Annotated in this window: 24 protein-coding genes and 6 pseudogenes; 13 read left to right on the plus strand and 17 right to left on the minus strand. The window is 67.3% G+C overall.

Translation table 11 applies throughout. The features are described 5' to 3' along the window. Positions 1 to 237: 237 nt before the first annotated feature. Positions 238 to 984 (minus strand): SDR family NAD(P)-dependent oxidoreductase, encoded by a 747-nt coding sequence (locus P8A20_RS36200; RefSeq protein WP_306105024.1) that lies wholly within the window; start codon positions 982 to 984, stop codon positions 238 to 240. A gap of 92 nt (positions 985 to 1,076) precedes the next feature. On the opposite strand from P8A20_RS36200, the gene P8A20_RS36205 reads away from it, so the two are divergent. Further along, positions 1,077 to 1,685: a TetR/AcrR family transcriptional regulator gene (locus P8A20_RS36205; protein WP_306105025.1), complete on the plus strand. Its 609-nt coding sequence runs from the start codon at positions 1,077 to 1,079 to the stop codon at positions 1,683 to 1,685. Between the two features lie 233 nt (positions 1,686 to 1,918). Here P8A20_RS36205 and P8A20_RS36210 read toward each other — a convergent pair whose 3' ends face one another. Next, on the minus strand, positions 1,919 to 2,365 hold the full coding sequence (locus P8A20_RS36210; protein ID WP_306105026.1) for an NUDIX hydrolase: 447 nt from the start codon (positions 2,363 to 2,365) through the stop codon (positions 1,919 to 1,921). 83 nt (positions 2,366 to 2,448) lie between these two features. Here P8A20_RS36210 and P8A20_RS36215 point away from each other — a divergent pair. Continuing rightward, positions 2,449 to 2,628 (plus strand): annotated as a pseudogene (locus P8A20_RS36215) (GNAT family N-acetyltransferase); the annotation flags it as partial. Between the two features lie 191 nt (positions 2,629 to 2,819). On the opposite strand, the gene P8A20_RS36220 reads toward P8A20_RS36215, so the two are convergent. Beyond that, positions 2,820 to 3,488 carry a ScbR family autoregulator-binding transcription factor gene (locus P8A20_RS36220; protein ID WP_147964209.1) on the minus strand — a complete coding sequence of 223 codons (669 nt, stop codon included), beginning with the start codon at positions 3,486 to 3,488 and terminating at the stop codon, positions 2,820 to 2,822. 529 nt (positions 3,489 to 4,017) lie between these two features. Between P8A20_RS36220 and P8A20_RS36225 the strand changes: the two genes are divergently transcribed. Beyond that, positions 4,018 to 4,698, plus strand: a complete 681-nt coding sequence (locus P8A20_RS36225; protein ID WP_147964210.1) for an HAD family hydrolase — start codon at positions 4,018 to 4,020, stop codon at positions 4,696 to 4,698. A gap of 195 nt (positions 4,699 to 4,893) precedes the next feature. Beyond that, positions 4,894 to 5,136 (plus strand): annotated as a pseudogene (locus P8A20_RS36230) (IS5/IS1182 family transposase); the annotation flags it as partial. Between the two features lie 25 nt (positions 5,137 to 5,161). Here P8A20_RS36230 and P8A20_RS36235 read toward each other — a convergent pair. The 4 genes from P8A20_RS36235 to P8A20_RS36250 form a co-directional block, all read right to left on the minus strand. Then, positions 5,162 to 5,902 (minus strand): class I SAM-dependent methyltransferase, encoded by a 741-nt coding sequence (locus tag P8A20_RS36235; RefSeq protein ID WP_306105027.1) that lies wholly within the window; start codon positions 5,900 to 5,902, stop codon positions 5,162 to 5,164. Between the two features lie 96 nt (positions 5,903 to 5,998). Next, a complete protein-coding gene (locus P8A20_RS36240) occupies positions 5,999 to 6,871 on the minus strand; it encodes an alpha/beta fold hydrolase (RefSeq protein ID WP_147964212.1) in 873 nt (290 codons plus the stop codon). 435 nt (positions 6,872 to 7,306) lie between these two features. Further along, on the minus strand, positions 7,307 to 8,974 hold the full coding sequence (locus P8A20_RS36245; protein ID WP_147964213.1) for a Curculin domain-containing protein (mannose-binding) lectin: 1,668 nt from the start codon (positions 8,972 to 8,974) through the stop codon (positions 7,307 to 7,309). 332 nt (positions 8,975 to 9,306) lie between these two features. Next, positions 9,307 to 9,873 carry a hypothetical protein gene (locus P8A20_RS36250; RefSeq protein WP_147964214.1) on the minus strand — a complete coding sequence of 189 codons (567 nt, stop codon included), beginning with the start codon at positions 9,871 to 9,873 and terminating at the stop codon, positions 9,307 to 9,309. 401 nt (positions 9,874 to 10,274) lie between these two features. Between P8A20_RS36250 and P8A20_RS36255 the strand changes: the two genes are divergently transcribed. After that, positions 10,275 to 11,126 carry an NmrA/HSCARG family protein gene (locus tag P8A20_RS36255; protein ID WP_147964215.1) on the plus strand — a complete coding sequence of 284 codons (852 nt, stop codon included), beginning with the start codon at positions 10,275 to 10,277 and terminating at the stop codon, positions 11,124 to 11,126. Between the two features lie 338 nt (positions 11,127 to 11,464). Beyond that, positions 11,465 to 12,289, plus strand: a pseudogene (locus P8A20_RS36260) (IS5 family transposase). A gap of 9 nt (positions 12,290 to 12,298) precedes the next feature. Here P8A20_RS36260 and P8A20_RS36265 read toward each other — a convergent pair. Then, on the minus strand, positions 12,299 to 12,919 hold the full coding sequence (locus P8A20_RS36265) for an SMI1/KNR4 family protein (protein ID WP_306105028.1): 621 nt from the start codon (positions 12,917 to 12,919) through the stop codon (positions 12,299 to 12,301). Positions 12,920 to 13,248: 329 nt separating this feature from the next. Here P8A20_RS36265 and P8A20_RS36270 point away from each other — a divergent pair, with 329 nt between their 5' ends. Next, on the plus strand, positions 13,249 to 14,091 hold the full coding sequence (locus tag P8A20_RS36270; RefSeq protein ID WP_306102629.1) for an IS5 family transposase: 843 nt from the start codon (positions 13,249 to 13,251) through the stop codon (positions 14,089 to 14,091). Here the strand turns inward: P8A20_RS36270 and P8A20_RS36275 are convergent. Next, positions 14,086 to 14,484: a hypothetical protein gene (locus tag P8A20_RS36275; RefSeq protein WP_306102628.1), complete on the minus strand. Its 399-nt coding sequence runs from the start codon at positions 14,482 to 14,484 to the stop codon at positions 14,086 to 14,088. The two genes, P8A20_RS36270 and P8A20_RS36275, sit on opposite strands and share 6 nt — an antisense overlap. 157 nt (positions 14,485 to 14,641) lie before the next feature. Here P8A20_RS36275 and P8A20_RS36280 point away from each other — a divergent pair, with 157 nt between their 5' ends. Beyond that, positions 14,642 to 14,995, plus strand: coding sequence for a hypothetical protein (locus P8A20_RS36280; RefSeq protein ID WP_306105029.1), 354 nt, complete (start codon positions 14,642 to 14,644; stop codon positions 14,993 to 14,995). Positions 14,996 to 15,005: 10 nt separating this feature from the next. Here the strand turns inward: P8A20_RS36280 and P8A20_RS36285 are convergent, their stop codons facing one another. Together P8A20_RS36285 and P8A20_RS36290 are read right to left on the minus strand one after the other, a co-directional pair. Next, positions 15,006 to 15,776 carry a transposase gene (locus P8A20_RS36285; protein ID WP_147958163.1) on the minus strand — a complete coding sequence of 257 codons (771 nt, stop codon included), beginning with the start codon at positions 15,774 to 15,776 and terminating at the stop codon, positions 15,006 to 15,008. Between the two features lie 76 nt (positions 15,777 to 15,852). Further along, positions 15,853 to 16,413, minus strand: a complete 561-nt coding sequence (locus P8A20_RS36290; protein ID WP_147958164.1) for an SUKH-4 family immunity protein — start codon at positions 16,411 to 16,413, stop codon at positions 15,853 to 15,855. A gap of 138 nt (positions 16,414 to 16,551) precedes the next feature. On the opposite strand from P8A20_RS36290, the pseudogene P8A20_RS36295 reads away from it, so the two are divergent. Beyond that, positions 16,552 to 16,751, plus strand: a pseudogene (locus P8A20_RS36295) (transposase); the annotation flags it as partial. A gap of 51 nt (positions 16,752 to 16,802) precedes the next feature. Here the strand turns inward: P8A20_RS36295 and P8A20_RS36300 are convergent. Continuing rightward, positions 16,803 to 17,027: a hypothetical protein gene (locus P8A20_RS36300; RefSeq protein WP_261988536.1), complete on the minus strand. Its 225-nt coding sequence runs from the start codon at positions 17,025 to 17,027 to the stop codon at positions 16,803 to 16,805. A gap of 161 nt (positions 17,028 to 17,188) precedes the next feature. Here P8A20_RS36300 and P8A20_RS36305 point away from each other — a divergent pair, with 161 nt between their 5' ends. Next, positions 17,189 to 18,271, plus strand: a complete 1,083-nt coding sequence (locus tag P8A20_RS36305) for a protein kinase family protein (RefSeq protein ID WP_306105030.1) — start codon at positions 17,189 to 17,191, stop codon at positions 18,269 to 18,271. Positions 18,272 to 18,374: 103 nt separating this feature from the next. On the opposite strand, the gene P8A20_RS36310 is transcribed toward P8A20_RS36305, so the two are convergent. Both P8A20_RS36310 and P8A20_RS36315 read right to left on the minus strand, forming a co-directional pair. After that, positions 18,375 to 19,103 (minus strand): Tn3 family transposase, encoded by a 729-nt coding sequence (locus P8A20_RS36310; protein ID WP_424921017.1) that lies wholly within the window; start codon positions 19,101 to 19,103, stop codon positions 18,375 to 18,377. A 46-nt stretch (positions 19,104 to 19,149) separates the two neighbouring features. Further along, a pseudogene (locus tag P8A20_RS36315) lies at positions 19,150 to 19,617 on the minus strand (Tn3 family transposase); the annotation flags it as partial. A gap of 99 nt (positions 19,618 to 19,716) precedes the next feature. Between P8A20_RS36315 and P8A20_RS36320 the strand changes: the two are divergent. Beyond that, positions 19,717 to 19,992 (plus strand): hypothetical protein, encoded by a 276-nt coding sequence (locus tag P8A20_RS36320; protein ID WP_147964359.1) that lies wholly within the window; start codon positions 19,717 to 19,719, stop codon positions 19,990 to 19,992. Between the two features lie 9 nt (positions 19,993 to 20,001). After that, positions 20,002 to 20,376 carry a hypothetical protein gene (locus P8A20_RS36325; protein ID WP_147964358.1) on the plus strand — a complete coding sequence of 125 codons (375 nt, stop codon included), beginning with the start codon at positions 20,002 to 20,004 and terminating at the stop codon, positions 20,374 to 20,376. Positions 20,377 to 20,390: 14 nt separating this feature from the next. Here P8A20_RS36325 and P8A20_RS36330 read toward each other — a convergent pair whose 3' ends face one another. The 3 genes and pseudogenes from P8A20_RS36330 to P8A20_RS36340 all read right to left on the minus strand — a co-directional run bounded on the left by P8A20_RS36330 (position 20,391) and on the right by P8A20_RS36340 (position 21,646). Continuing rightward, on the minus strand, positions 20,391 to 20,825 hold the full coding sequence (locus tag P8A20_RS36330; RefSeq protein ID WP_261989076.1) for an integrase: 435 nt from the start codon (positions 20,823 to 20,825) through the stop codon (positions 20,391 to 20,393). Between the two features lie 52 nt (positions 20,826 to 20,877). After that, positions 20,878 to 21,165 (minus strand): annotated as a pseudogene (locus P8A20_RS36335) (helix-turn-helix domain-containing protein); the annotation flags it as partial. Between the two features lie 40 nt (positions 21,166 to 21,205). Further along, on the minus strand, positions 21,206 to 21,646 hold the full coding sequence (locus P8A20_RS36340) for a DUF7878 domain-containing protein (RefSeq protein ID WP_306105031.1): 441 nt from the start codon (positions 21,644 to 21,646) through the stop codon (positions 21,206 to 21,208). A gap of 117 nt (positions 21,647 to 21,763) precedes the next feature. Between P8A20_RS36340 and P8A20_RS36345 the strand changes: the two genes are divergently transcribed. Beyond that, entirely contained in the window at positions 21,764 to 21,913 is a 150-nt protein-coding gene (locus P8A20_RS36345) for a hypothetical protein (RefSeq protein ID WP_187282481.1), read from the plus strand. Positions 21,914 to 22,135 lie beyond the last annotated feature (222 nt).

Genomic DNA, 22,135 nt, shown 5'->3' on the forward strand with positions numbered 1-22,135 from the left:
TGCACTGTCGCGCATCACGTACGCCATCCTCGGATGCTCGCCGACCGCATTCCGCCGCGGCTCCGCCCGACCACCGCTGGTGGGGCCGCCGCCGTCAGTCCGCGTACCCGCCGTCCACCGTCAACGAGGTCTCTGCGATCCACCGGGCGTCCGGCCCCACAGGAAGGCCGTGCCGGCCAGGCGAACTGTCGCGGGTGACGACTCGCCCGCGACAGTTCGGGACTCGGTGTGGCGGGGTCAGAACTGATTCTCGCCGCCGTTGACGTGCAGGGTGGTGCCGAGGATGAAGCTGCTGTCCGCGGAGGCGAGGAAGGCCACCGCGGCGGCGACCTCCTCCGGGCGCCCCCTGCGGCCGATCGGCACTCCCGCCGCGAGTTCCGCCTTGGCCGCGGCCGCGTTTTCCTTGCCGATGGCGATGTCGACTCCGGGGGTGTCGATCGCGCCCGGCGCGACCGTGTTGACCCGGATTCCCCTGCCCCTCAGCTCGTTGGCCCAGGTCCGCGCGAGGGACCGGACCGCGGCCTTCGATGCCGCGTACAGGCCGAAGGCCTCCCGGCCGTCGTCGGCGCGAATGGAGTCGTTGAAGATCACAGAGGCGCCGTCGTTGAGCAGCGGCAGCGCCTTCTGCACGGTGAGCAGTGTGCCCCGGACATTGACGCCGAAGATCTGGTCGAACCGTTCCCCGGTGGCCTGCGCCAACGGTGCGAGCGTGGCCATGCCCGCGTTGGCGAAGAGCACGTCCAGGCCCCGGCCGCGTTCACGGATCGCGTCGTACAGCCGGTCCAGATCGGTCGGCTCCGCTGTGTCGCCCGGCACCGCGGTGACCGCGGAACCGATCGACTCGACGGCCCTGTCGAGCTCCTCCTTACGCCTGCCGGTGATGAACACATGGGCGCCCTCGGATGCCAGCCGTGTGGCGGTGGCCAGGCCGATTCCTGTGCTCCCGCCGGTGACGACGGCGGTCTTGCCTTCCAGCTGTCCCATTGCTTGAACTCCAGACACTTAGATACCGATCGGTGCAGAATGGAACCGTAGCACTTCTGCACCGATCGGTATCAAGGTCGTAGGATGAGGTCATGGAGATCACCCGGAAAGCGCCGATCGGCCGGCCGAGAGGCTTCGACACCGACGAGGCCCTGGAGCAGGCGATGATCGTCTTCTGGGAGCAGGGCTACGAAGGCGCCAGCCTGACCGAGCTGACCGGGGCCATGGGCATCACCCGCAAGAGCATGTACGCGGCCTTCGGCAACAAGGAGGAGCTGTTCCGCAAGGCCCTGGAGCTCTACACCGAAGGGCCCGCCGCCTATGCGGCCCGGGCGCTGGAGAAGCCGAGCGCCCGGGAGGTGGCCACGGCGTTCCTCGCAGGCTCGGTCAGCACGACCACTCGCCCCGGCTGCCCCGCCGGGTGCCTGGGCGTGCAGGGCTCGCTCGCTGCCGGCGACTCCGGACGGGTGGCCCAGGATGCCCTGATCGCCTGGCGCGACGACGGCCGCACTCGACTCCGCCACCGGTTCCAGCAGGCCGTCGACGAAGGTGATCTGCCTCCCGGCGCGGACCCGGCACTGCTCGCCCGATACGTCATGACCGTGGCGAACGGCATCGCTGTCCAGGCTGTCGGCGGCGCCACCCGCTCCGAACTCCAGCAGGTGGCCGACGCGGCGCTGCGGAACTGGCCACCCGTCTGACAGCAGGTGCCCGTGGGAGCGTGTCGCGCCGTGCGGAGCGAGGGACTCGGCCGGCGGATCGAGAGCGACACCGGCTCCCGGGGCCGTGCCCATGGCCCCGGCACCCCTGACGACAACGCGCGGGCGCCGGATCGCTTCCCGCGTTCGCGGGGTTGGCCCGGCTCGGAGCGCAACGGGCCATCCCGGAAGGGCTTCACGCCCCTCCGGAGCCGGAGCCATCCTCCTGCCATCAGCTACTCCCAGCCGTGTTCGGTGAGCGCCCAATCGCCCTTCAGATACGAGAGCAGTCCTTTCTCCGGGTACTCGATGATGTCGTCGGGTAGTTCGTGGACGCTGAACCACTCCAGGCCGAGGCACTTCTCCGGTTCTCTGTTGACGGGCTCCCCGCTCCAACGGGTGGCTTCGAAGAAGAATCCGATCCGATCGACCTCGGTGCTCTGCCGGTGGTGGACCACGTGCACCATTCGCAGGTGCGCCGGGTCGACCGTCACGCCGGTTTCCTCGAGCAGCTCCCGGGCGGCTCCGGCTCGCAGGGCCTCGCCTCGGTCGAGCTTGCCCGAGGGCATGTGCCAGCGGCCGTAGCCGTAGGGCCCGCCGCGTCGGGAGAACAGCAGTTTGTCGCCCTCGCGCAGGATGACATGGGTATCGATGACGGGTTCTGCGAGTGGTTGCGGTGTCATGGTCCCTGGGATGGTGTCGACTGCGGTGAAGCAGCCGACGCTATCGACGAACAGGGGATCGCGTCGGGGAGAGCGTCTCGGACCGCCCGTACGAGGCCCTGCTGAAGGAGCGGAGCGAGGACCTTGCGGTGCTCCTGGTCGGCGTGACCCACCCGAAGGTCCAAGCGCTGTACGAGACGTGGGTCTACGAGAAGGCGGGTGAACAGCAGCCGTTCGCCGACTCGACGGTGTATGCGGTGATGGTGAAGAAGCTGCGTCCCTGACGGTGCACCGCCTTGCTGCACGTCACCCAGTACTCCAGCCGTGGATCGTGGACCGCCGGCGTGTACGGCGGCGTGCGGGCCGACGCGCCAGGAAGCAAGCTTCCCGCTGGGAGCGCGGCGGCGGACACGGTTGCACCCGTTTCGTGCCGTGATCACGCCGGGCCGCCGTTCCCCTCTCTCACTACGCGGCGCTACTCCCTCTCGCGAACCAGATGGGTCGTAGCTTTCTGGCGGGCGGGAATTCGCCTTTGCGCCTGGGCGATCAGGGCGCCGGGGTCCGGGTGCGCCTGCAGCGCGCACAGCACCAGCGACCACCATCGCTCCAGCCGATCGGACCAGTGACGTCCGCCGGGTACGTCATCGCCCAGGGCGCATACTCCGAAGAAGGCGCAAACCAGGGTCGCGGCAGTCTCCGACGGTTGAATTCCGTCGGCGAGCTCGTCTCGGATCCTGGCCTCGGCGAGAAGCCGTGTGACCGCCGGCACCCATGCATCGAACGGTGTGGGGACAGCGGCGTCGATGCTGCGGCGTTCTGCCCACAGCCGAGCTCCGGCGCGCGCCACCGTGTCCTCGCTGAGGTCCCGCGCGATGCTGAAGCTGAGCGCCACCAACTTCTCCAGCGGAGGGACTCCGGGTGCCGCGTACGGGGTGACGAGTTGAGGCCAGCTCGCGAACTGCTCCCGGACGACGGCGAGTGCGAGATTCTCTTTGCTGGAGTAATGAAAGTAGATAGCTCCGCTAGTTTTTCCTGAGTGATCGCTTATATCGGTAACACTTGTTCCGGCGTATCCCTGTTCGAGAAAAAGGTGTGCCGCGGATTCCAGCAGAGCTCTGCGGGTGGCGCGTGCCCTCTCCTGCATTTGTCTTCCCTTCGATCTCATGTTCCATGGCTGCGCGCATATCGATGGCGCTCGCCATCGCAGGAACAGTCGCAGTACATGGCGATTTTATTATTCTTCGACGGTGTGCTTGATCCAGCGCGATGACGCAATCTGACAGTTCTGTGAGCGGAAACGTCGCTGGAGGGTGATGGTGCTGCGAACTGGGCCGCGACCTGATCGGCGCGATCGCGCAGGTCATCGAGGTCCGGCAGGGGGAATTCGTCGCTTCCCCGGGAATCCTGCGGCTGGACACTTCCGGCGGGGCGACCCGTGGCGGTGCCTCTTTTTGCACTCGAACCAGTGATTGCAGGATTTGGAACCGGCAAACTAACGTAACGGTCACGATGTTTTGGTTCGGGGCAGTTACTTCTGCATCGAGCACGCGATTGCCGATGCGGTTGGACGGTTGTTCCATCGCCGATTGCGGCAGGTGGATCCTGCGAAGCCGAACCTTTGCCGCACTCGCGAATCGAACAGATGACGCGACTGCCGAGAGAACGGCGGATAAATGACAGCACATCGCATCCTCGCCTGGTCCCCGTCCGCTATCGTGTTCGACTGCGACGGGACACTGTTGGACACGGAGCAGCACTGGCAGGAGGCCCGCAACATCACTTTCCGGTCATTCGGCCTCAAGCCGCCTGCCGGGTTCGCTGAGCGCGCCAAGGGCGTCCACTACGTCGAGTGCGGAGCCCTCATGGCCCATGAAACCGGAAAGCCCGACCTCGCCGACGAACTGACGGACGCACTCCTCAAGAACTTCACAACACTCGTCGACGAGGACCCGGTGACCATGCCTGGAGCCGTAGCGCTGGTCAGACAGTTGGCACGCCACCGCCCCCTGGCCGTCGCGAGCAACTGCCCCCGGAGCATGGTCGAGACATGCCTCGACCGTGCCGGCCTGCTCACCTACTTCAGCCACGTGGTGGTCGCAGGCGAGAACACGCGGCCGAAACCTGAGCCGGACGTCTATCGAACTGCCGCCAGACTGTGCGGCGTTCCGCCACAGGAGGCCCTCGCGGTCGAGGACTCACTCACGGGCATGGAATCGGCCCGTAGTGCGGGGCTTCGAGTACTGGCGATCGGGCCCCGCCCGAACGGCCTCGAGGCTGAGCAAGCCGATCTGTGGGTGGACAGCCTTGCCGACCCGGCGCTGGCCACTTGGGCGCGGAGCCGATTCGACGCCTGAGAGCCTGGCCCCTGTGCGGGTTCGGCGTCGGGGTCAGCTGTGCGGTCGATGGTCGATGAATGCGGCGGGCAGTGGGCCGGCTGCTCCGTCGTCGTTGACCAGACGGCCTCGGTCCGACGGGCGGACCTGGGTATTCACAGCATTGTCACCGTCGCCGAACTTCCGGAGTGGGATGCACGAGGCCGGGTCGAACCCGCCGATCACGCTCTCGGGCGTTCCCGCGGCGGGCTGAGCACGAAGCTTCATCCGGCCGCCGACGGCCGGTCGCGGCCTCCGGCCTTCACCGTCACTGCGGGCCAGGCCGGTGACGCGCCCGCCTTCGAGACGGTGATGCCCGGCGCCCGCGTGCCCCGCAGCGGTCCAGGCCGGCCGCGAAACCGGTCTCTTGCCGTCCTGGCCGACCGCGCGTATTCCTCACGCGCCATCCGTACCGATCTGCTTTCATGTCTCGGCGCGGCGGAACCTACGGTTTGTGGGTTACCCAGAGCAGTTCCGCCGGCCAGCGGTGTGCCCAGTCGGGTGGGTCGGTCTCGTTGTAGCCGTTGGGTGTTCCGGGTTCGGGCCGTGGTTCGATGAGGTCGTCGATGACGAGACCCGCGCCGCGCAGGACCCTGACCCAGTCGCCGTAGGTGAGCTGATAGCTGGTCGCGCCGTCGTCTTCGGCGATGGTGTTCAGCCCGAAGTAGTCCTGCTGAAGCGTCGTGGTCACACGGCCGGCGGCTTCGTCGTAGCAGGCTTCGAACCATGGGCCGGCGACGTTGAACACCAGGCGCCCGCCTCGGCCCAGGACGCGTGCGGCCTGCGGGACGGCCAGGTGCGGGGGTGCCCAGCTGAGCCCACCGAAGTCGCAGAACACCAGGTCGAAGCTGTCGGCGGCGAAGGGGAGCTGTTCGGCGGCGCCCTGCACCAATGGGTAGCGGTCCGCTCCCATGGCGCTTGCGGCTGCGGCGAGTTGGGCTTCGGACAGGTCGAGCCCGACGACGGTGGCGCCCTCGGCGGCGAGCGCCCTGGACCACTGGCCGGCGCCGCAGCCGAGTTCGAGGACGCGCTTTCCGGTGACGTCGCCCAGGGCGTGCAGGTGCGCGTCGGGGATGGAGTACATGCCCCACAGCCGGGGTGTGGCCCCGATCTGTGGGTCGTGCTCGTGCTGGTAGGCGCTGCTGATCCGGTTCCAGAACCGCCGGTTGGCGGGGATGCTGTCCACGTGCCCACTCCAGCACCGCCTGCCGGGAGTGGGCAACACGATCGGGGCACTGGCCGGCCCGTCTCGGTCCGGCCCTCGCCTCGGCCCGGTTGCGCATCAGCGTCCTGTGGTGTGGTCCAGGATCGCGGCGACGAGCGGCGTGTGCACCTCAGGTGGGAGAGCGTGCCCCATTCCGGGGATCTCGATGATGCGTGCACCTTGAATCGCCTGGGCGAGGTGCTGGGGATGGGGCGGCGGGAAGACCGGTTCGGCGGGAGCAGAGGTGACGAGGGTGGGCACTGAGGCCCTTGCCAGTTGCTCGGTGCGGTTCAGGTCGGACGCGTCGGCGCGGCCGTGCGCGGTGCTGGTGGTGTAGTGCCCGGTGTGCTCGACGGCTTTTCGCTCCAGGGAGCGGGCGTATTCGGCGTCGAAGGGGAGCTGATCGCCACCCAGGATCCGCCAGTGCTCGACCCGCCGTTCCAACTCTGCCTCCAGGCCGAGGTCCACAACGGGACGGGACCACATCTCAAGCAGGCGGGGTGCGATACCGGGGAGTTCCTCGGGCGGGATCCGGGTTCCGTCCGGGTGGATGTACGGGACGGTGCTGAGCGCGCTCGTGCCGATCAGCGTCGCGCTGAGCAGTCGGTCGGGGTGGTCGGCGATGAGAAGCTGGGCGAGCATGCCGCCCAGTGACATGCCCACCACGTGGGCGCGTTCGACGTCGAGGCCGTCCAGCACCGCGAGGGCGTCTTCCGCAAGTTGGCCGAGGGGGTAGGGCCGTCGGTCGAACGCCCAAGTGGAGCGACCGGTGTCGCGGTGGTCGTAGCGGATCACGCGATGGTGGGGGGTGAGCATGTCCACCAGTCCGTCCGGCCAGCCCAGGCCGGGTGCTTGCGCTCCCATGATCAGCAGCAACGGGGACGTGTCGGTGGCACCCCGGTCTTCCGTCCACAGGCGTACACCGGGCGCTGCGTCGATGAAGCGTTCCATGGTGCTCCTCCAGGACGGGACCAATGTTAGACGAGACGTATCGTATCGCTTTAGGGGTGGGAGTGGTGGTCTGTGGCGTCAACTCGAAGTCAGTCCGGCATGAGCTGCGGCGCCACCGGATCTTGCCGGTGATCTCCTGCAAAGACGGCCTCGGGGGACATCGGTACAACGGTTGACGCTGAGAACGATCACGGGCGGCCAGCACACTGGCTGAGGTCCCTGCTGGGGTTCGCGGAACGATCGCCGGACGGGCGCCGGGGCCGGCTACGGTCCGCTCGTGCCAGTGGAGTTTCTGACTGATGAGCAGGCCGAGGCGTACGGGAAGTTCGCCGACCGGGCAAGGACCCGAAGCGCGTGTGCCAGGCCGGCCGAGCGGGAGTCCCAGGGATCCGTGGCCGGCCACGGGGCCGCCGTCTGTGGGTCGGCGGCGGCCGGTCAGGTACGGTACGGCTCCCCTTCCCGCACGGTCCTTGCCGGGGCCGCCCGGGGTGGGCGGGATCCACTCCGGTCTCGAACCGGCCGGTGAAGACGGCGGGCGTACTGGCTCTGTGTCAGCAGGTCGTCCCAGGTGCCCGTTCGGATCTGGCCCGGGTCGGCGCCCAGGCGCACGAGGGCGTCGTCGGGTGTCGTGTCGTGCACGACGGCGGCGCAGTAGTAGTGCAGGCCGGTCAGCTTCTCCATCCACGCCTCGAAGTCCTCGGCCGGCTCCTGGGCGGCGGCGCCTGTTTCCGTCACCTCTTCGCCGTTGCGCCACACGAGCGTGCCGTCCGCGCGGAGCAGCAGGATTTCTCCGTTCTGCACGCGCAGTTCGTCGGCCGGTCCGGCCAGCGGGGGCCGTTCGGTGTCGTCGTCGAGGATCCGCAGCATGCCGTCCTCGTCCAGGAGCAGCCCTGGCTGCTGCGCCTCTCCCAGATGTGCGTACCAGAGCCAGGTTCCGTCCGCCCCGAACAGCACCAGGCGCCGGTCATCGTGATGGCCGAGCACCGTGCTGCCGTCAGCGGACGTGAGGGCGTGCTGCCGGAGCGTCTGTCCCCGGAGCATGACCGCGCCGCGCGGGGCGTTGACGGGAGCGGCGGCGCAGGAGGCGTGCGTGTCCACCGACCACAGTGCCCGGCCCTTCCCATCGAGCAGCTCGACCCGGCCGTCGTCCCGGACCACGAGCCGCCGGGCGCCCGAACCGGCCGTGCGGGAGCGCCAGACGGGCGCACCGTGCGGGTTGTGCACCACCAGGTCGCCGTCGGCCTTCAGCTCGGCCCATCCGCCGTCGGCCCAGTGTGTGCCGGTCGACCAAACGTCGCGGTGCTCGGCGTTGCAGCGCAGCACCAGGTCGCCGTTCCCCTGGTGGGTCAGGGTGTGCGAGCCGGAGGGGGAGGTCAGCGACTGGTGGCGCAGGCGTGCGCCGACCCCGAGCTCCGGTCCGCCGTAGGCGTAGGGGGCTCCTGCGGGTACCGGCGTGGCCGGCCTCTGGTCGCCCTCGTGCCACAGGACGGTGCCGGCTGCGTCCGTCAGACACAGTGTCCGGGCCTTCGCCCTGGTGCCGTTGACCGGCAGCATGAGCCAGCCGAGTACGGTGCCCTCCTGCTCCAGCCAGTCGACCAGCGGCCCGGACAGCGCATAGCTCCCGCCGCCGCCGTTCGGCCAGTGCTCACCCACCCGGAGCCATCCGTCCTGTTCTCGTACGACGGTCCGGCGCTTCTTGCGTTCGCTGAGCAGGAAACTGCCGGCGGTGATGTCGGCCGCGGGGGCGCTGTCCCGCAGTGCCAGCGCCTCGACCGGACCGGTGCGCGAGTTGCGCAGGCGCACATGCTCGCCGCTGAGCAGTTCCAGGTCGCCCGCGTCGGTGAGGATCAGGACATGCGCACCGGGGGCCGCGAAACCCGAGTACCAGATCGTCTCGTGGCTGTCCCCGGCCTCGACCTGGACCTCGCCCCCGTCGCCGAGCAACAGTCGACCGGCGGCCCCCGCCCGCCAGGTGACCACGTCCCGCTCGGTGTCCGCGATCACGGCGATCCCCGCCGTGTCGTAGTGCAGGACGAACCGCCCGGAGGGCGAGCGCAGTTGTTCGTCCGCGTAGAGGCGGCTGAACTGGGGGATCTCGCGCATGGTGACCTCTTCTTGTGCCGAGCGTCGCAGGTGTCTTGCTTGATCACATCGTGCCGGGTGCCACTGACAACCTGCCGGCCGCCGTGGTCGCGGACCTGAAGAGGCGTAACGAAGCACTATCGACCCCGTACCTGGAACTCCGCAGCCGCGTCGAACGCGCTGCCGCTGCCGCTGCCGCTGCCGCTGCCGCTGCCGTCGCCGATTCGCCGGTCACCCGGCGGAAGATCTCGGCCCCCTCGACCAGCGCGCGTTCACATGCCCGGCCCACCGATGGCGAGCGGCTGGGTTCGATGAACTCGCACTCGCCCACCAGCCACTCGTACAGATCGAGATCAGGGCTTCTCCTCCGGCACGTACCCAATCGCCATCAGGCCGATTCCCACAGCACAGACAGAGAGAGAATCCAGGGACCAGGTGAGGGCCACGAGTATCACTCCCGCCCCCCAGATCCGAGGGCGGCGAACGCGGTACCGAAGCGACCGCCCCGGCACCCGACCGAGAAGAAGCGCATGAATCCCCACCACCCCCAGGGCGATCACGATCGCAAGGGCGAGGAGGAGCATTGCGATGACAACCATGCCGACCATGTTCAGACCTTCTGCCGTATCCGGAGCGGGATCAGGTGCCCGCACGGGCACCTCCGACGGGGTGGTGCCGCCGGCGGAACACGACCGCAGCAGGTGAGATCGCCGTGCCCTCGCAAGGGGGTCGTCCTGGTCAGCCGGGCAATGCCGCTCGGCCGCGTCGGCCCGTACCGACTGCAGGCCGCCGTCGCGGCCGTGCACGACGAGGCCGAGGACCGACCGGCCCCAGCTCCTCGCCCTGTAAGAGATCCCGGAACAGATCGGGCCGAACTTGATGGTTCCCTGAACCGCCCGGTCGCGGTCGCCATGGCCCACAGCCCTACTGCGGGACTCGACCTGGCCAGGGCACTGGAGGCGGACAACCGCAGGGCCCCGCCACCACCGGCTGCTCGCCATCCGTGCCCACCTCCTCGAGCCCCTTGGCTGACACAGGCTGCAGCGGCCTTCTAGCGCGAAGCCGTCATCCGTACCACCAGGAGCCCGGACGCCGTTAACTCTGCGTCCGCGCCCACCGCATGGAGTCCCGCGTGTGACGTGCCGTCGCGACCGCTCGCAGCAGAGGGATTGTATGACTGCCGGCGTACATCACATGCCTGACAGCGTACTTTTCCGGTTCTTCGGGGCGTCCGTGCAGCGGACGCGGTCGTCCGCAGCTGATCATGGCCGTGGGTCCGTTGACGGGCTGCGCAGGCACCGACTGAGAAAAGGAGACTTCGATGGTCGACGCACCGGTACTGGTACTGGCGGCAACCGGCGGTCAGGGCAGGGCTGTGACGGACGCGCTGCTGGGCCGTGGGGCCCGGATCCGGGTGATGGTACGTGATCCGGACCGTGGAGCTGCGCGCGAACTGGCCGGACGTGGTGTCGAAGTGGTGGCAGGTTCGCTGAGCGACGAAGGCTCCCTCGTCACGGCCATGCGCGGAGTGGCCAGTGTCTTCGCGTTCACCACTCCCTTCGAGGCGGGGCTGGAGGCGGAGGTGGGCCAGGGGCGCGCGATCCTGTCCTCCGCGACGCGGGCGCGCATCGCGCACCTCGTGTTCAGCTCCGTGGCAGGAGCCGATCAGGACAGCGGGGTACCGCATTTCGAGAGCAAGGCGCGCATCGAGGCCGACCTGGCCTCCGGCGACGTGCCCTACACGATCCTGGGGCCGACCTACTTCTTCGACAACGCGCTGGGAGGACAGGAACGCATCCTGCACGGAACGCTCGACCTGCCGCTGCCTCCGGACCGGCCGCTGCAGCAGCTCGCCCGCACCGACCTCGGTGCGTTCGCGGCCGAAGTGATGCTCGACCCCGCTCCCTACGTGGGGCGGCGCATCGAGCTGGCCGGCGATGCTCCCACCCCCGAGCACATGGCGGCGTCGCTGAGTAAGTCGTCGGGACGGGAAGTCCGCCACGTTCAGATGCCACTGGCGGCGGTCGGCAATCCTGATATGCACGCGATGTGGGCGTTCCTCAACGGTCCCGGATACCGGGTCGACATTCCCGCACTTCACGAAGCTCACCCGGAGATCCCCTGGACGAGCTTCGCGGACTGGGCCGACCACACCTGGGCCGGCGGGCGCTGATTCTCCGTGCGGAGCCGACCGTGGGCAGGCGTTCGCGCAGCCGGCACACGGTCTCGGCCGGGGCGGTGAAAGGGGGCGCGAAGAAGGGGCGGTGAAAGGGCGCACGAAGAAGACGAAGGCAGCCCGGGCCATCGTCTATCGGGGTCACATCGGCTTCTCGCGCCGCTTCGCCTGCACCCTGAGCCACGGGTTCTCGGCTCTGGACTGCGCGCGGTCAAGATACCCCCGCTTCACGACCGCCGAGCCGGGTTTCCATCGGGCCTGCTTCGTCGGGTCCCCGCAGGCTTCCGCGATGGCTTGCGCCCCGCCCCGGCGTAGCCCGTGAGCGGTGATCTGCTGTGATCTGCTGCCAGGCGTTCGCGCCGGCCCGGGCGTTGCTGCCTGAGCCGTTGCGAGGGCGGAAGCGGCTGGATGACCGGCGAATCCCCTGAATGGGATCGTGTGGAAGTTCAGGACCGGGACGGCCTGGCGGGACGTGCCCGAACGATACGGGCCGTGGGCCACACTCCACACCCGTTCTCGCAGGTGGGCGGCGGACGGGACCTTCGACCGGATGCTGCGGACCGCCCAGGCCGAGGCGGACGCGGCGGGCGATATCGACTGACTGGTGTCGGTCGACTCCACGATCGTCCGGGCCCACCAGTTGCGGCCGGCGCCCGAAAAGGGGGCTCCGAGACCCGGCCCTCGGCCGGTCCAGAGGCGGCCTGCCCAGCAAGATCCATCTGGCGTGCGACGGCCACGGTCGTCCACTCGGCTTCGTCATCACGGGTGGCAACACCAACGACTGCACCCGCTTCACCGCCGTGATGGAAGCGATCCGGGTGCCCCGGACCGGCCCCGGACGACCCCGCGTCCGGCCTGATCACGTCCTGGGCGACAAGGGCTACAGCTCGAAGGCTATCCGTGCCTGGCTCCGCCGCCGCAGCATCGCGCACACGATTCCCGAGCGGGCCGACCAGGTCCGCAACCGGGCACGGCGAGGCAGCCGCGGAGGCCGTCCGCCGGCCTTCGACCGCGAGGCCTACAAACACCGCAACGTCGTTGAACGCTGCTTCAACCGCCTGAAGCAATGGCGCGGCATCGCCACCCGCTACGACAAGACCACTCAGTCCTACGAAGCAGCCGTCACCCTCGCCTCAATCCTGATGTGGGCGGGCGTCTGAAGACAACTTCTACCCCTTCATATAGTTGTAACTTGAACGGAAAAGCGCGTAGAAGTTGGGGTACCTACTAGGGTTGCCGTACTTCGGTGCGAACTTGTAGGCGGCCCACTCTCCTTCCGGGCCGACATCGGTCGGATCGAGCAACCAGAAGTCCTCCCCGTGGGCAATCTCGACAGACCGGCGAAACAGGTGGACTTCTTCTTCGTTGCCGGGGATCGAGTCGTAGATCTCGGTCACACTTCTTCCGGCCTCGCTGTCCCGCATCCACACGACACGGTCGCACGGACGGACACCCCCCACCCAGGAGGCGGCCAGGGGTGTCCACCCGTCGCTCGCCAGGAAGAATCCCCGCACGCTTGGCGGGAACCGCACCCCCAGCCGCTCCTCTGCCGCCGCCAGGGCTTCCTCCCGAGCAGGGGCTTCACCCAGCCACGGCTTAACCCGCTCCCCCCGGTCGAAAGCCTCCAGCTCCTCTTCCTCCAGCAGATCGACCAACTCGTCGCCGTCTGAATAAGCGTGCACGTACAGCTCGCCGTATCGTTCCAGGAAGCCACGCCACTCCTGCGACGTGGTCACGACATCAGTAACTTCACGCTCTTCAGGCTTACTTGTCTCACTCATGCCGATCATGATTACAGGTGGCTATGACAACGCTGATGGCTGCCGACCGCACTGCGTGCGAGACCAAGCTCGTACTGGTGCGCGCCGCGACACAGGCGAGGTGTTTCAAGACACTGCCTAAAAGAGCGTTTTGTCCCGACGGGGGTGCTTCATTGCAGTTCAGGTGGCGGACCGCTTCGGGCCGGCTGAGGCGGTAGACGCTTGTTGTGGCAGATGGGACGGGTGACGGCCTTCGAGGGTCCGTTTCGGTCCCTTCGCTCCTGTCTGATCCCAACAAGCCCCCGGTCACGCCTATTTGCGCCCTGTGGCGGGACGGCTGATATCGGTACTACGGAAACATGCCTCGCCGACAGCGGCCGTACCCGAGTGACCTGTCCGATGCCCGTTGGGAACTGCTGGAACCAACTCTGACAGCATGGCGGGCCAATCGAAGAGGGAAGGGCCTGGACATCGGCCGACCGCCCGAGCACGATCTGCGCCGGATCATGGACGCCATCCTCTACGTCGACCGGACCGGGATCCCCTGGCGGTACCTACCGCACGACTTCGCCCCATGGGAGACGGTTTACGGGTACTTCGCCGCCTGGCAGAAGGACGAGGTCTTCGACCAGCTCAACGGTCTCCTGCGGCGACTGGTCCGAGAGGCCGAAGGCCGCGACGCCGAGCCGAGCGCCTGCGTCCTGGACGCCCAGAGCATCAAGACCTCGGCCAATGTGCCCGCGGCCGGCCAGGGCATCGACGCGGGCAAGAAGATCGCGGGCCGCAAACGGCACATCGGCGTTGACACGCTCGGCCTCCTCCTGGCCGTGCTGGTCACAGCCGCCAACGTTTCCGACAACGTCGGCGGCATTCAGGTTCTCTCGAGCATCGCCGCAGACCATCCGCGTGTCACGAAGGCGTGGGCCGACACGGGCTACCGCACCAAGGTCATCGACCACGGCGCCCGCCTCGGCATCGACGTCGAAATCACCCGCCGCGACCCCGCTCACAAGGGCTTCAAGGTGATTCCGCGACGTTGGGTCGTCGAGCGGACCTTCGGATGGCTCATGCACCACCGTCGCCTCGCCCGCGACTACGAAACCCACCCCCATCGCTCCGAAGCGATGGTCCACCTCGCGATGATCGACCTGATGAGCCGCAGGCTTACCCGAGAGTCGACTCCGAACTGGAAGGACTCATAGCCGCCGGGCCACGCTGACCCGCGCATCCTCACTCCTCATCGACCGCGGCCAGCGGCTATCGATGAGACTCGCCGCTCCCCGACAGGCGCCGCACGCATCCTCCCGTTCCGGCAGCCACAAGTAGTCGGACGGTGACATACCGGCTTCCTGAATGCCGCACAGCGTCTTGTCGAAAATGCCGAACGCGTGGCAGACACCAGAGGCAAGGCCATCCGCGACGGCCTTCTCCCAGCGCATCCCCAGGGGCAGATACGGCGGTCGCGACATCTCGAACCACTCGCCGCCCACATGGGTGGCCGCATGGCACCAGGAACAGGACCAGATCTCCTCTTCCCAGACCGTCGGTGGCACCGGCCACCGCCACATCGACCGCCCGCACACATCACACTCCACGGGCGGATCCTCACACGCCGGCACGGGCCGACCAAAGCGGCAACATCGCGCCAGTTATCAAACGCCCTGGCCAGGACAAAACGCTCTTTAAGGGCTGTCCCACAAAGGGTCGGTGGGACGAGGGCCGCCAAGGCGCCGGTGCGGCTGGGTGGATAGCGTGCAGAGGTTCATGCATGAAGCAACGGCCTTGGGGGGAGACGTGGGACGCAGCTGGTTGCCTGTGGAGAATGCGGGGGCCAGCGACCTCTGGCTCTTCGTCGAACCGTACGGTGAGGACTACTGGCTGAAGCCCGGCGAGGTCTTCACGGTCGCTCCGGAGGTCGCAGGGATCGATGTCTGCTTCTCTATCGCTGTCTGCCAGGAGGGCATCACGGTGTGGCTCTATGAGGACGGTGACCCGACCAAGGTTGTCCTGGAGTACACAGTGACTGACGCTGACGGTAAGCGGCTGGAGTGCGGGCACCATAGGCCCCCGAAGCCTGCGGGCTCCGGCGCGACCGAGCCGGGCTGAGCCCTCTCGCTCACCGGGTCAGTGCAAGATTGTGCAGCTGGGCAATGCCCAGCATGGCGTGGTACACGCCGTCGCCTTTCAGACGGCAGTCGCGGAGGATCTTCCAGGTCTTCATGCGGGCGAAGGTGTGCTCGACTCGGGCGCGGACTTTCCGGTGGGAGGTGTTGTGGGCTTCCTTCCAGGCCGGCAGCTCGCTCTGGCCGGGTTCTCGGCGGTGCGGGATGATGAGACCGGTGCCGCGATAGCCGCCGTCGGCGATCACGATGGTGTTGCCGACCGAGCTCTTGGCTCCGGACAGTTCCCACGCCTTGCAGTCGTTGCGGTTGCCGGGCACGGGCCGTCCGACGGAGACGACAAGGCGTGAGTCGGCATCGATGACGACCTGATGGTTGGTGGAATAGCGGTAGTTCTTGGACTGCTCCGCCACACTGTGGTCCCGTGTCGGCACCAGGGTGCCGTCCACGATCAGCACCGTGTCTCTACGGAAACGGCTCCGCAGCCGCAACGCGAGCAGGGGCCCGAGCTGGCTCACGATCCGGCCCGCGGCCGACTTCGAGATCCCGAACAAGGGAGCCAGCTGCCGCAAGGTCAAGTTCGTTCGCCAGTACGCGGCAACCAGCAACACCCGGTCTTCCAGCGGCAGACTCCACGGACGGCCCCTGCGAACGAGGGGCGGGCCTTGGCGCCGCAGCATGGTGATCAGTTTCCCGAACTGCTTCGGGCTCAGCCCGGAGTACGGTGCTATCCATGACGGCTCCGACGCCGTGATCACAGCCCCCACATGGAGATCATCTCAGCCACGGGCCTGGCCTCCCTGCACGGTCCAGACCTACGGGCCCTGGACCTGCCGGCCGAGGTCAGTAGAGCCAGCGGTCCAGGAGCCCTGGCCAGAGAAACCCCTCGTAGCCGCTGAAGGCCGCCGGGTCGATCTCCTTCAGCTCCTCGGCCAGCCGGTGCAGCTCGGCGAAAGCCCGCTCTTCCTCCTCCTCAGAGAAGTACTCCTCGGGACCGTCAGGCTCGCTGAGAAGCTCAGAGGCTGTGACCCGGCTGCCGTAGTGGTGAAGGACGTCGAGCCACACGCCGACACCCGAGTTGGCGAACCATGCCTCCCCGTCCGGCATGACGAAGTAGACCGCCCCGGTCTCCGGCTCGACACCGAACGATGACCGCTCGGCCGGCTCATCAGGATCCGCCTGCTCGGTGAGACGGTAGAGCGGGCCCCGGGACGTGAGCAGGGTCGGCTCAGCCTCGCTCTGCATCACAACTCGCTCGATCAGTCGCGGAGCTACCGGGATGCCCACCTCGGCAAGCTGCGCCTTCGGGGAGTCCGGGACCCGCCAGCCGGCCACCACGTCCCGTCCGGCACGCGTGACATGCCCCAGACCGGCCCACTCGGTCAGCTGGTCGTACGTCGCCATCGAACGGTCCTCTTCCGTCGGCTGTGCTCCTGACCCTATCCAGCCGGCCTCAGGTCAGAGCATGGCCGCGTTTGCGGGACAGCCCTTAGATACCTAACAAAGCCCTACTAGCAGAAGGACAAGGTCTTCGACCAGCTCAACGGTCTCCTGCGGCGACTGGCCCGGGAGGTCGAAGGCCGCGATGCCGAGCCGAGCGCCTGCGTCCTGGACGCCCAGAGCATCAAGACCTCGGCCAACGTGCCGCGGTCGGCCAGGGCATTGACGCAGGCAAGAAGATTGCTGGCCGCAAACGGCACATCTGTGTCGACACGCTCGGCCTCCTACTGGCCGTGCTGGTCACGGCCCTGTTCTCGTATAGCTACCGCCAGGTGGCGTGTAGCGCTGAGTAACTACTTGGGACTGTGGTCGCGTTGCTGGAGAGCGGCGAAGTCGGCATGCGCTGCGGCGACGGCTTCCGGGTACGCCTGGGTCTTCTCGTGCTCGGCCAGTGCCCGGTAGATGCTGGAGAGGCTGGGGTTGTGTCCCTTGCTGCGGCCGGTGGGGATGAGCAGGTCGGGCTGGATGTCCTCGACAGTCTCGCCGTTCGTGCGACGTCGGAGCACGGTGTGCAGCATGTCGTCGGTGATGACCGGCGGTCGGCCGCCGTGGTTGCCCTTGCGGGCCGCGGCGTCCAGCCCTTCGAGCGTCGTTTATGAGAGTGGCTGACCTTCTCAGCGTAAGGTTGGTGCCGTACGCGGGATTTCCGAAGCCCTGGTTCGGGCACGAGGAGTCGTCGATGCTGGACCGGGATTTGCTGCGCGCCGCGCGCCTGGCTGGTTACGGGACCGTGAGCATTCAGCTCTCCTTGTTGAGCGACCACCGGCTCGGGGAGGTCGTGGCAGCCGCTACCCCGCTCGGGTCGGGCATCGGCGGCAGGTCGGCAGCGCTGGACATTAACGGAACGCGCGTCTTCGTCAAGCGGATCCCTTTGACGGACATCGAATTGCGCCCGGAGAACGTGCGGTCGACGGCGAATATCTTCGAACTGCCGATGTTCTACCAGTACGGGGTGGGCTCGGCCGGGTTCGGTGCCTGGCGGGAGCTTGCCGTGCACACCATGACCACGAACTGGGTTCTGGGTGACGAGTATGCGGGATTCCCCCTGATGTACCACTGGCGGGTTCTGCCTGACTCCCCTCCCGAAGGATTCACCGACGAGTTCGGGGGCCTGGAGGGGGCCGTCGCGCACTGGGAGGGATCACCCGCCGTTCGTGGCCGGCTGGAGGCCATCGGTCAGTCCTCGTGCAGCCTGGTGGTCTTCCTGGAGCACGTGCCGCACACACTCGCCGAATGGCTGTCCGACTACCGCAATCCCGCCGTGTCGGAGGACGGGGACAGCTTGCCCTTCCGCTGGGTGGAGGAAGCCCTGATGAGGGGAACTGCTTTCATGAGTTCTCGCGGACTTGTCCACTTCGATGCTCACTTTGCCAACATACTGACCGATGGACGCCAGCTCTACTTCGCTGACTTCGGACTTGCCCTGAGCTCGCGCTTCGACCTTTCGGCGGACGAGTCCACCTTCCTCTCGGACCACCTCGCCTACGACCACTGCTACACGGCGAGCCACCTGCTCCAGTACCACTTGCTCGACGGCGTGCGCGGTGACACGGAACGCGAAGCCTTCCTGCACGACTGGATCGCGGGCCGGCGACCTGGCGACATCCCGCCTGAGATCTCGGCCATCATCGACCGGCACGCACGCCCTACCGTCGTTGTGGACTCCTTCTTCCGCCGTCTGCTCACCGAGAGCAAGCAGACGCCGTTCCCGGCCGCGGAGATCAAACGACAGTTGGGCGCTGGCGCCACAATTCCGAGCTGATCTACACCCTCGACTGTCCGGCATCGGCTGCCACGGCCGCTGCCTACCGACGGGCATTCGGTGCATCTTCCCGGGCTCTACGACCACCCGGCAGTAGCTCGGGTCACCGTGTAGCTGAGGCCTCGCTCTGCGGACTACGTGGGCCAGGCACTGTCACCGCCGCCACAAGCGCCAGGTCCAGGCGGCTGTTCATGTCCAACTCGAACCGGCCGTACGGATTCACATGGTCCAGAACAGCGGCGACAACGCCCGGCGGTCCGCGTCGGTGAGCTGTTCCGCCCACTTCGGATCGGCCAGGACCTCCTGCACCAGCAGCGTGTTGACGTGCACCAAGGCGGACTGGAGCAGGTGCAACGACAGCATGGACACCTCCTGGGGCTCCTTGTCCGCGCCCGCCGTCCTTGCCGTAGAAGAGGTCCTTGTTCGCGGAGTTCCAGTTTTCCACCACCTGCAACCCCTCGTGGATCTCCTGGCGCATCTCGACATCCGCGAGGTAGTCGCAGACGAACGCCGTCCTCACCGCCCGCCCGAGTTCTTCGATCGCCCGGTACGTCGGATGCTTGGGCCCTCCCCGGGTGAAGCGCCGCAGGACCTGCTCCGCCTCGGCCGTGCCCAGGCGCAGGGCGGTGGTGTACTTCACGATCTGGTCGTACTGCTGGGCGATCAAGTCCCAGTCGATCGTCTTGGTGGACAGCACCGGAGCCAGGTTCGGCCACCTCTCGTCCTGACCGGCCGCCGGCCAGTACAGCTTCGCCGAGCCGATGTTCTTCAGCCGCGGCATCAGCTTGAAGTCGAGCATGTGCGCGAAGGCGAACCCCGACGATCGAGGCACCGTGCGTATCGGTGTACTGCCGGTCGACCTCCATATCGGTGCAGTGCCGCAGCACGCCCTCGATCATCGAGGCGACCTCAGAGGCCGAACAGCTCTTGAGCTGGGAGTAGATGCAGACCGATTTCCGCTCCACGTGCCAATAGATCATCACCCCGGGGCCGCGGTAGCGCTGGTGCCACTCGGTCATCAGGTTCGAGGACCAGGCGCCGAACTTGCGGCTGTCGGAGGCGCACGCCGTGCCAGTGCCCCACCACATCTCGTCCCGGACGGCGAACGTGGCGTTCACCAGCCTGCGCAGGGCCGCGCGCATGTTGTCCCGGTTGACGAACAGGTGCCGCACCCTGCGCAGCGTCGCCTCGCTCTCGCCGTGCTTGCCGGTCACCGCGACCCGCTTGATCCCCATGTTCGTGCCCAGTCCGAACAGGACCAGCAGCAGCCGGCGCCGCAGTACGTCCTTGGACAGGTTCTCGCGGGTGGCAACCGAGGTGAACTCGGCGATGAAGTCGGTGTCCAACTCGGCGTACTTCGGATGTCCAACAGGTCGATGGCCCGTTGACTGAACTAACTCTGGTGTTTTAGCAGGTCAGAGCTTGTTTATGTTAACTTCCCGGCCATGGTTGATCCTCGGGGTCCCGGGCGGGATCTGTCGCGTTTTGTGCTGCCTGAGCTCGGACGGTTGGTCGAGACGGGCGAGCCGCAGGAGCCGTACAGGCTGCTCGATCCGAACGGCTTGCCGGTCGCTTCCGCCGCGTCGTTCTTCGCCGAGTTGCAGGCGGCCAGTCGGCCGGCGACCACGATCCGGTCGTACGGCATGGATCTGCTCCGATGGTTCCGGTTTCTTCTCTGCACTTTGCAACCCGACGACCGAGTAGACCTCGTGCCTGCGTAGGCTGCCCGCATGATCGTCCGCTGCATTCAAATCATCAGCCCGGCGACCGGAGAGGTCGTGACCGATCATCCTTCCATCCGTGTCGGAGCGGAGTACCCGGTGCTGGAAGTCCTCACTACTGCGAACCGAGTGCTGCTCCGCATTCCTGAGCTGCTCGACACCATGGAGTACCGGGACAGCCCAGGACTGTGGGACGCAGCGATGTTCACGGTCGTGAGCAGTCGAATGCCGAGTTGCTGGGTCGCAGAGCTGGAGGACGGCAGGCTGACCTTGGCGCCGGCTGAATGGCAGCGCGCCGGTTTCTGGGATGACTACTTCGACGATGTGCCCGCTGCTGTCGACGAGTACGCCCGGCTGAGAGCCGCGATCCTTGCCGACGTGTGATCGACGAGTTCTGATCACCGGTCACTCTCTGCAGACCGGAGGCCCGGCATGCCGAGGTTGACCGGCGCGATGCGAGCCAGCCGCTGGCTCTCTTCTCGTTTCTCACGGAGGAAGGTGAGGGTGAGGTCGATGCCCTCGATCTCTCCGAGCCAGCCCTCCTGTTCGGCACGGGCCCGGCGAGCCAGGAGATCGGTCTCGATCTCGTCGAGGCGAGGCAGCATCTTGGGGTTGATGTTGAGCATGGGACATCGCAAACAGGCGTGTTCATGCTGGCAAGGGGTGCGGTAGGGCCGAGCGCACCCGCCCAGCTCAACCTTTCGGTGGTCGAAGTGCTCTTCAAACCCGCGCCACTCGGTGTCGGTGACCGGGCGGTACTCGTCCGCGGGGCGGGCCTGGCGGCGTCGGTCGAGAAAGCCCTGATAGTGGCGGACGACGTCTTCGTTGAACACGGCGACATAGCCACGTGTTGTTGTTTGTAGATTCAAGTGGCCGAGTAGGGCAGCGGGGCTTGAGCGCGAGCAGGGGGCCGAGGTGGCTGACGATGCGGTTGGCCGCGGACTTCGAGACGCCGAACAGTGGGGCGAGCTGCCGCAACGTCAAGTTGGTGCGCCAGTAGGCCGTGACCAGGAACACCCGGTCCTCCAGCGGCAGGCTCCACGGGCGGCCTCTGCGAACCGCGTCAGCGCCCTCGTGCCGCAGCTGTGCCACCAACGTGCCGAAGGAGCGGAGGCTCAACCCGGTGAACGGGGCTATCCATGACGGCTCCGACGCAGTGATCACACCCAACATGGCAAGATCATCCACTAACCGGGGCACTACCGGGCGTGCCTCAAAGAGCGGGGATCAGGCCGGGCTCGACGCCAAGCGCCACCACGTCCTTGCGGACTGCCGTCACGAACTGCGCGATCTCCGACACGAGCACATCCCAGCCAACTGGCGAGGTCCACGAGCCTGGCTCGGAGACAGAGCCGACCCGCCATCCCTCGACAGACCCCACGATCCGCACCTCGCCCACGTCGGCGTAAGACATCGAGTCGAACTCGAAGTCATCTCGGTCGCCGTCCAGCTGGCCCAGCCAACCCACCAGGTCGCGCGCCAGTTCAGCCACCGGAAACAGCCCCTCCGCCATCACCACCTGGCTGCCATCCCGGATGACCAAGTCGGCTTCGATGTCCACGAGCAGCACCTCAAGAGGTGCCGTTTCAGGACGGAGGCCACGGCGGTACAGATCCGGTATAGCCACGTTTTGGTACGCGAAATTCACTGCCATTTGGCCCTCCCTGGAGTCCAAGGGCCCGCAGATCCGCCAGCCACCCAACGCACGAATTATACCGAGCTGCCCAATAGGGCTCGCTAGGAAAGCGGGACAGCCCTTAGCGTGGTCTTCGTGCTGCTCTCTGCGATCAAGGGGCTGTTGGGCCAGGTCCCCGATGTGATCGAGTCAGCCGGCAGAGCCCGCAGCTCGTCGCAGCGCTTCAAGCAGCAGCCCGACCTGCCGCCCTCGGCGGACGACGAGGAGCCAGCCCTCGCCGCATAGGTCAATCCGGCCGCCTTCGCCCCGCAGCCAAAGGCGATCCCACGGCGCCGCAGCAGGGCGCCGGACCGCCCGGCTGGAGTAAGCCTCGTCGCCCAGGACTCGGGTCGGTGTCCTGCGCGGGCGGCCGGTGCCCACTCTCGGAACGCAAATCCCGTCGAGGACCTGACCGGAGGCGCGTCGTTGACGTTGCCGAGCACGAGCACGATAGAACCTCGCCGCCTG

Source organism: Streptomyces sp. Alt3 (assembly GCF_030719215.1).
GTDB classification, from domain to species: domain Bacteria; phylum Actinomycetota; class Actinomycetes; order Streptomycetales; family Streptomycetaceae; genus Streptomyces; species Streptomyces glycanivorans.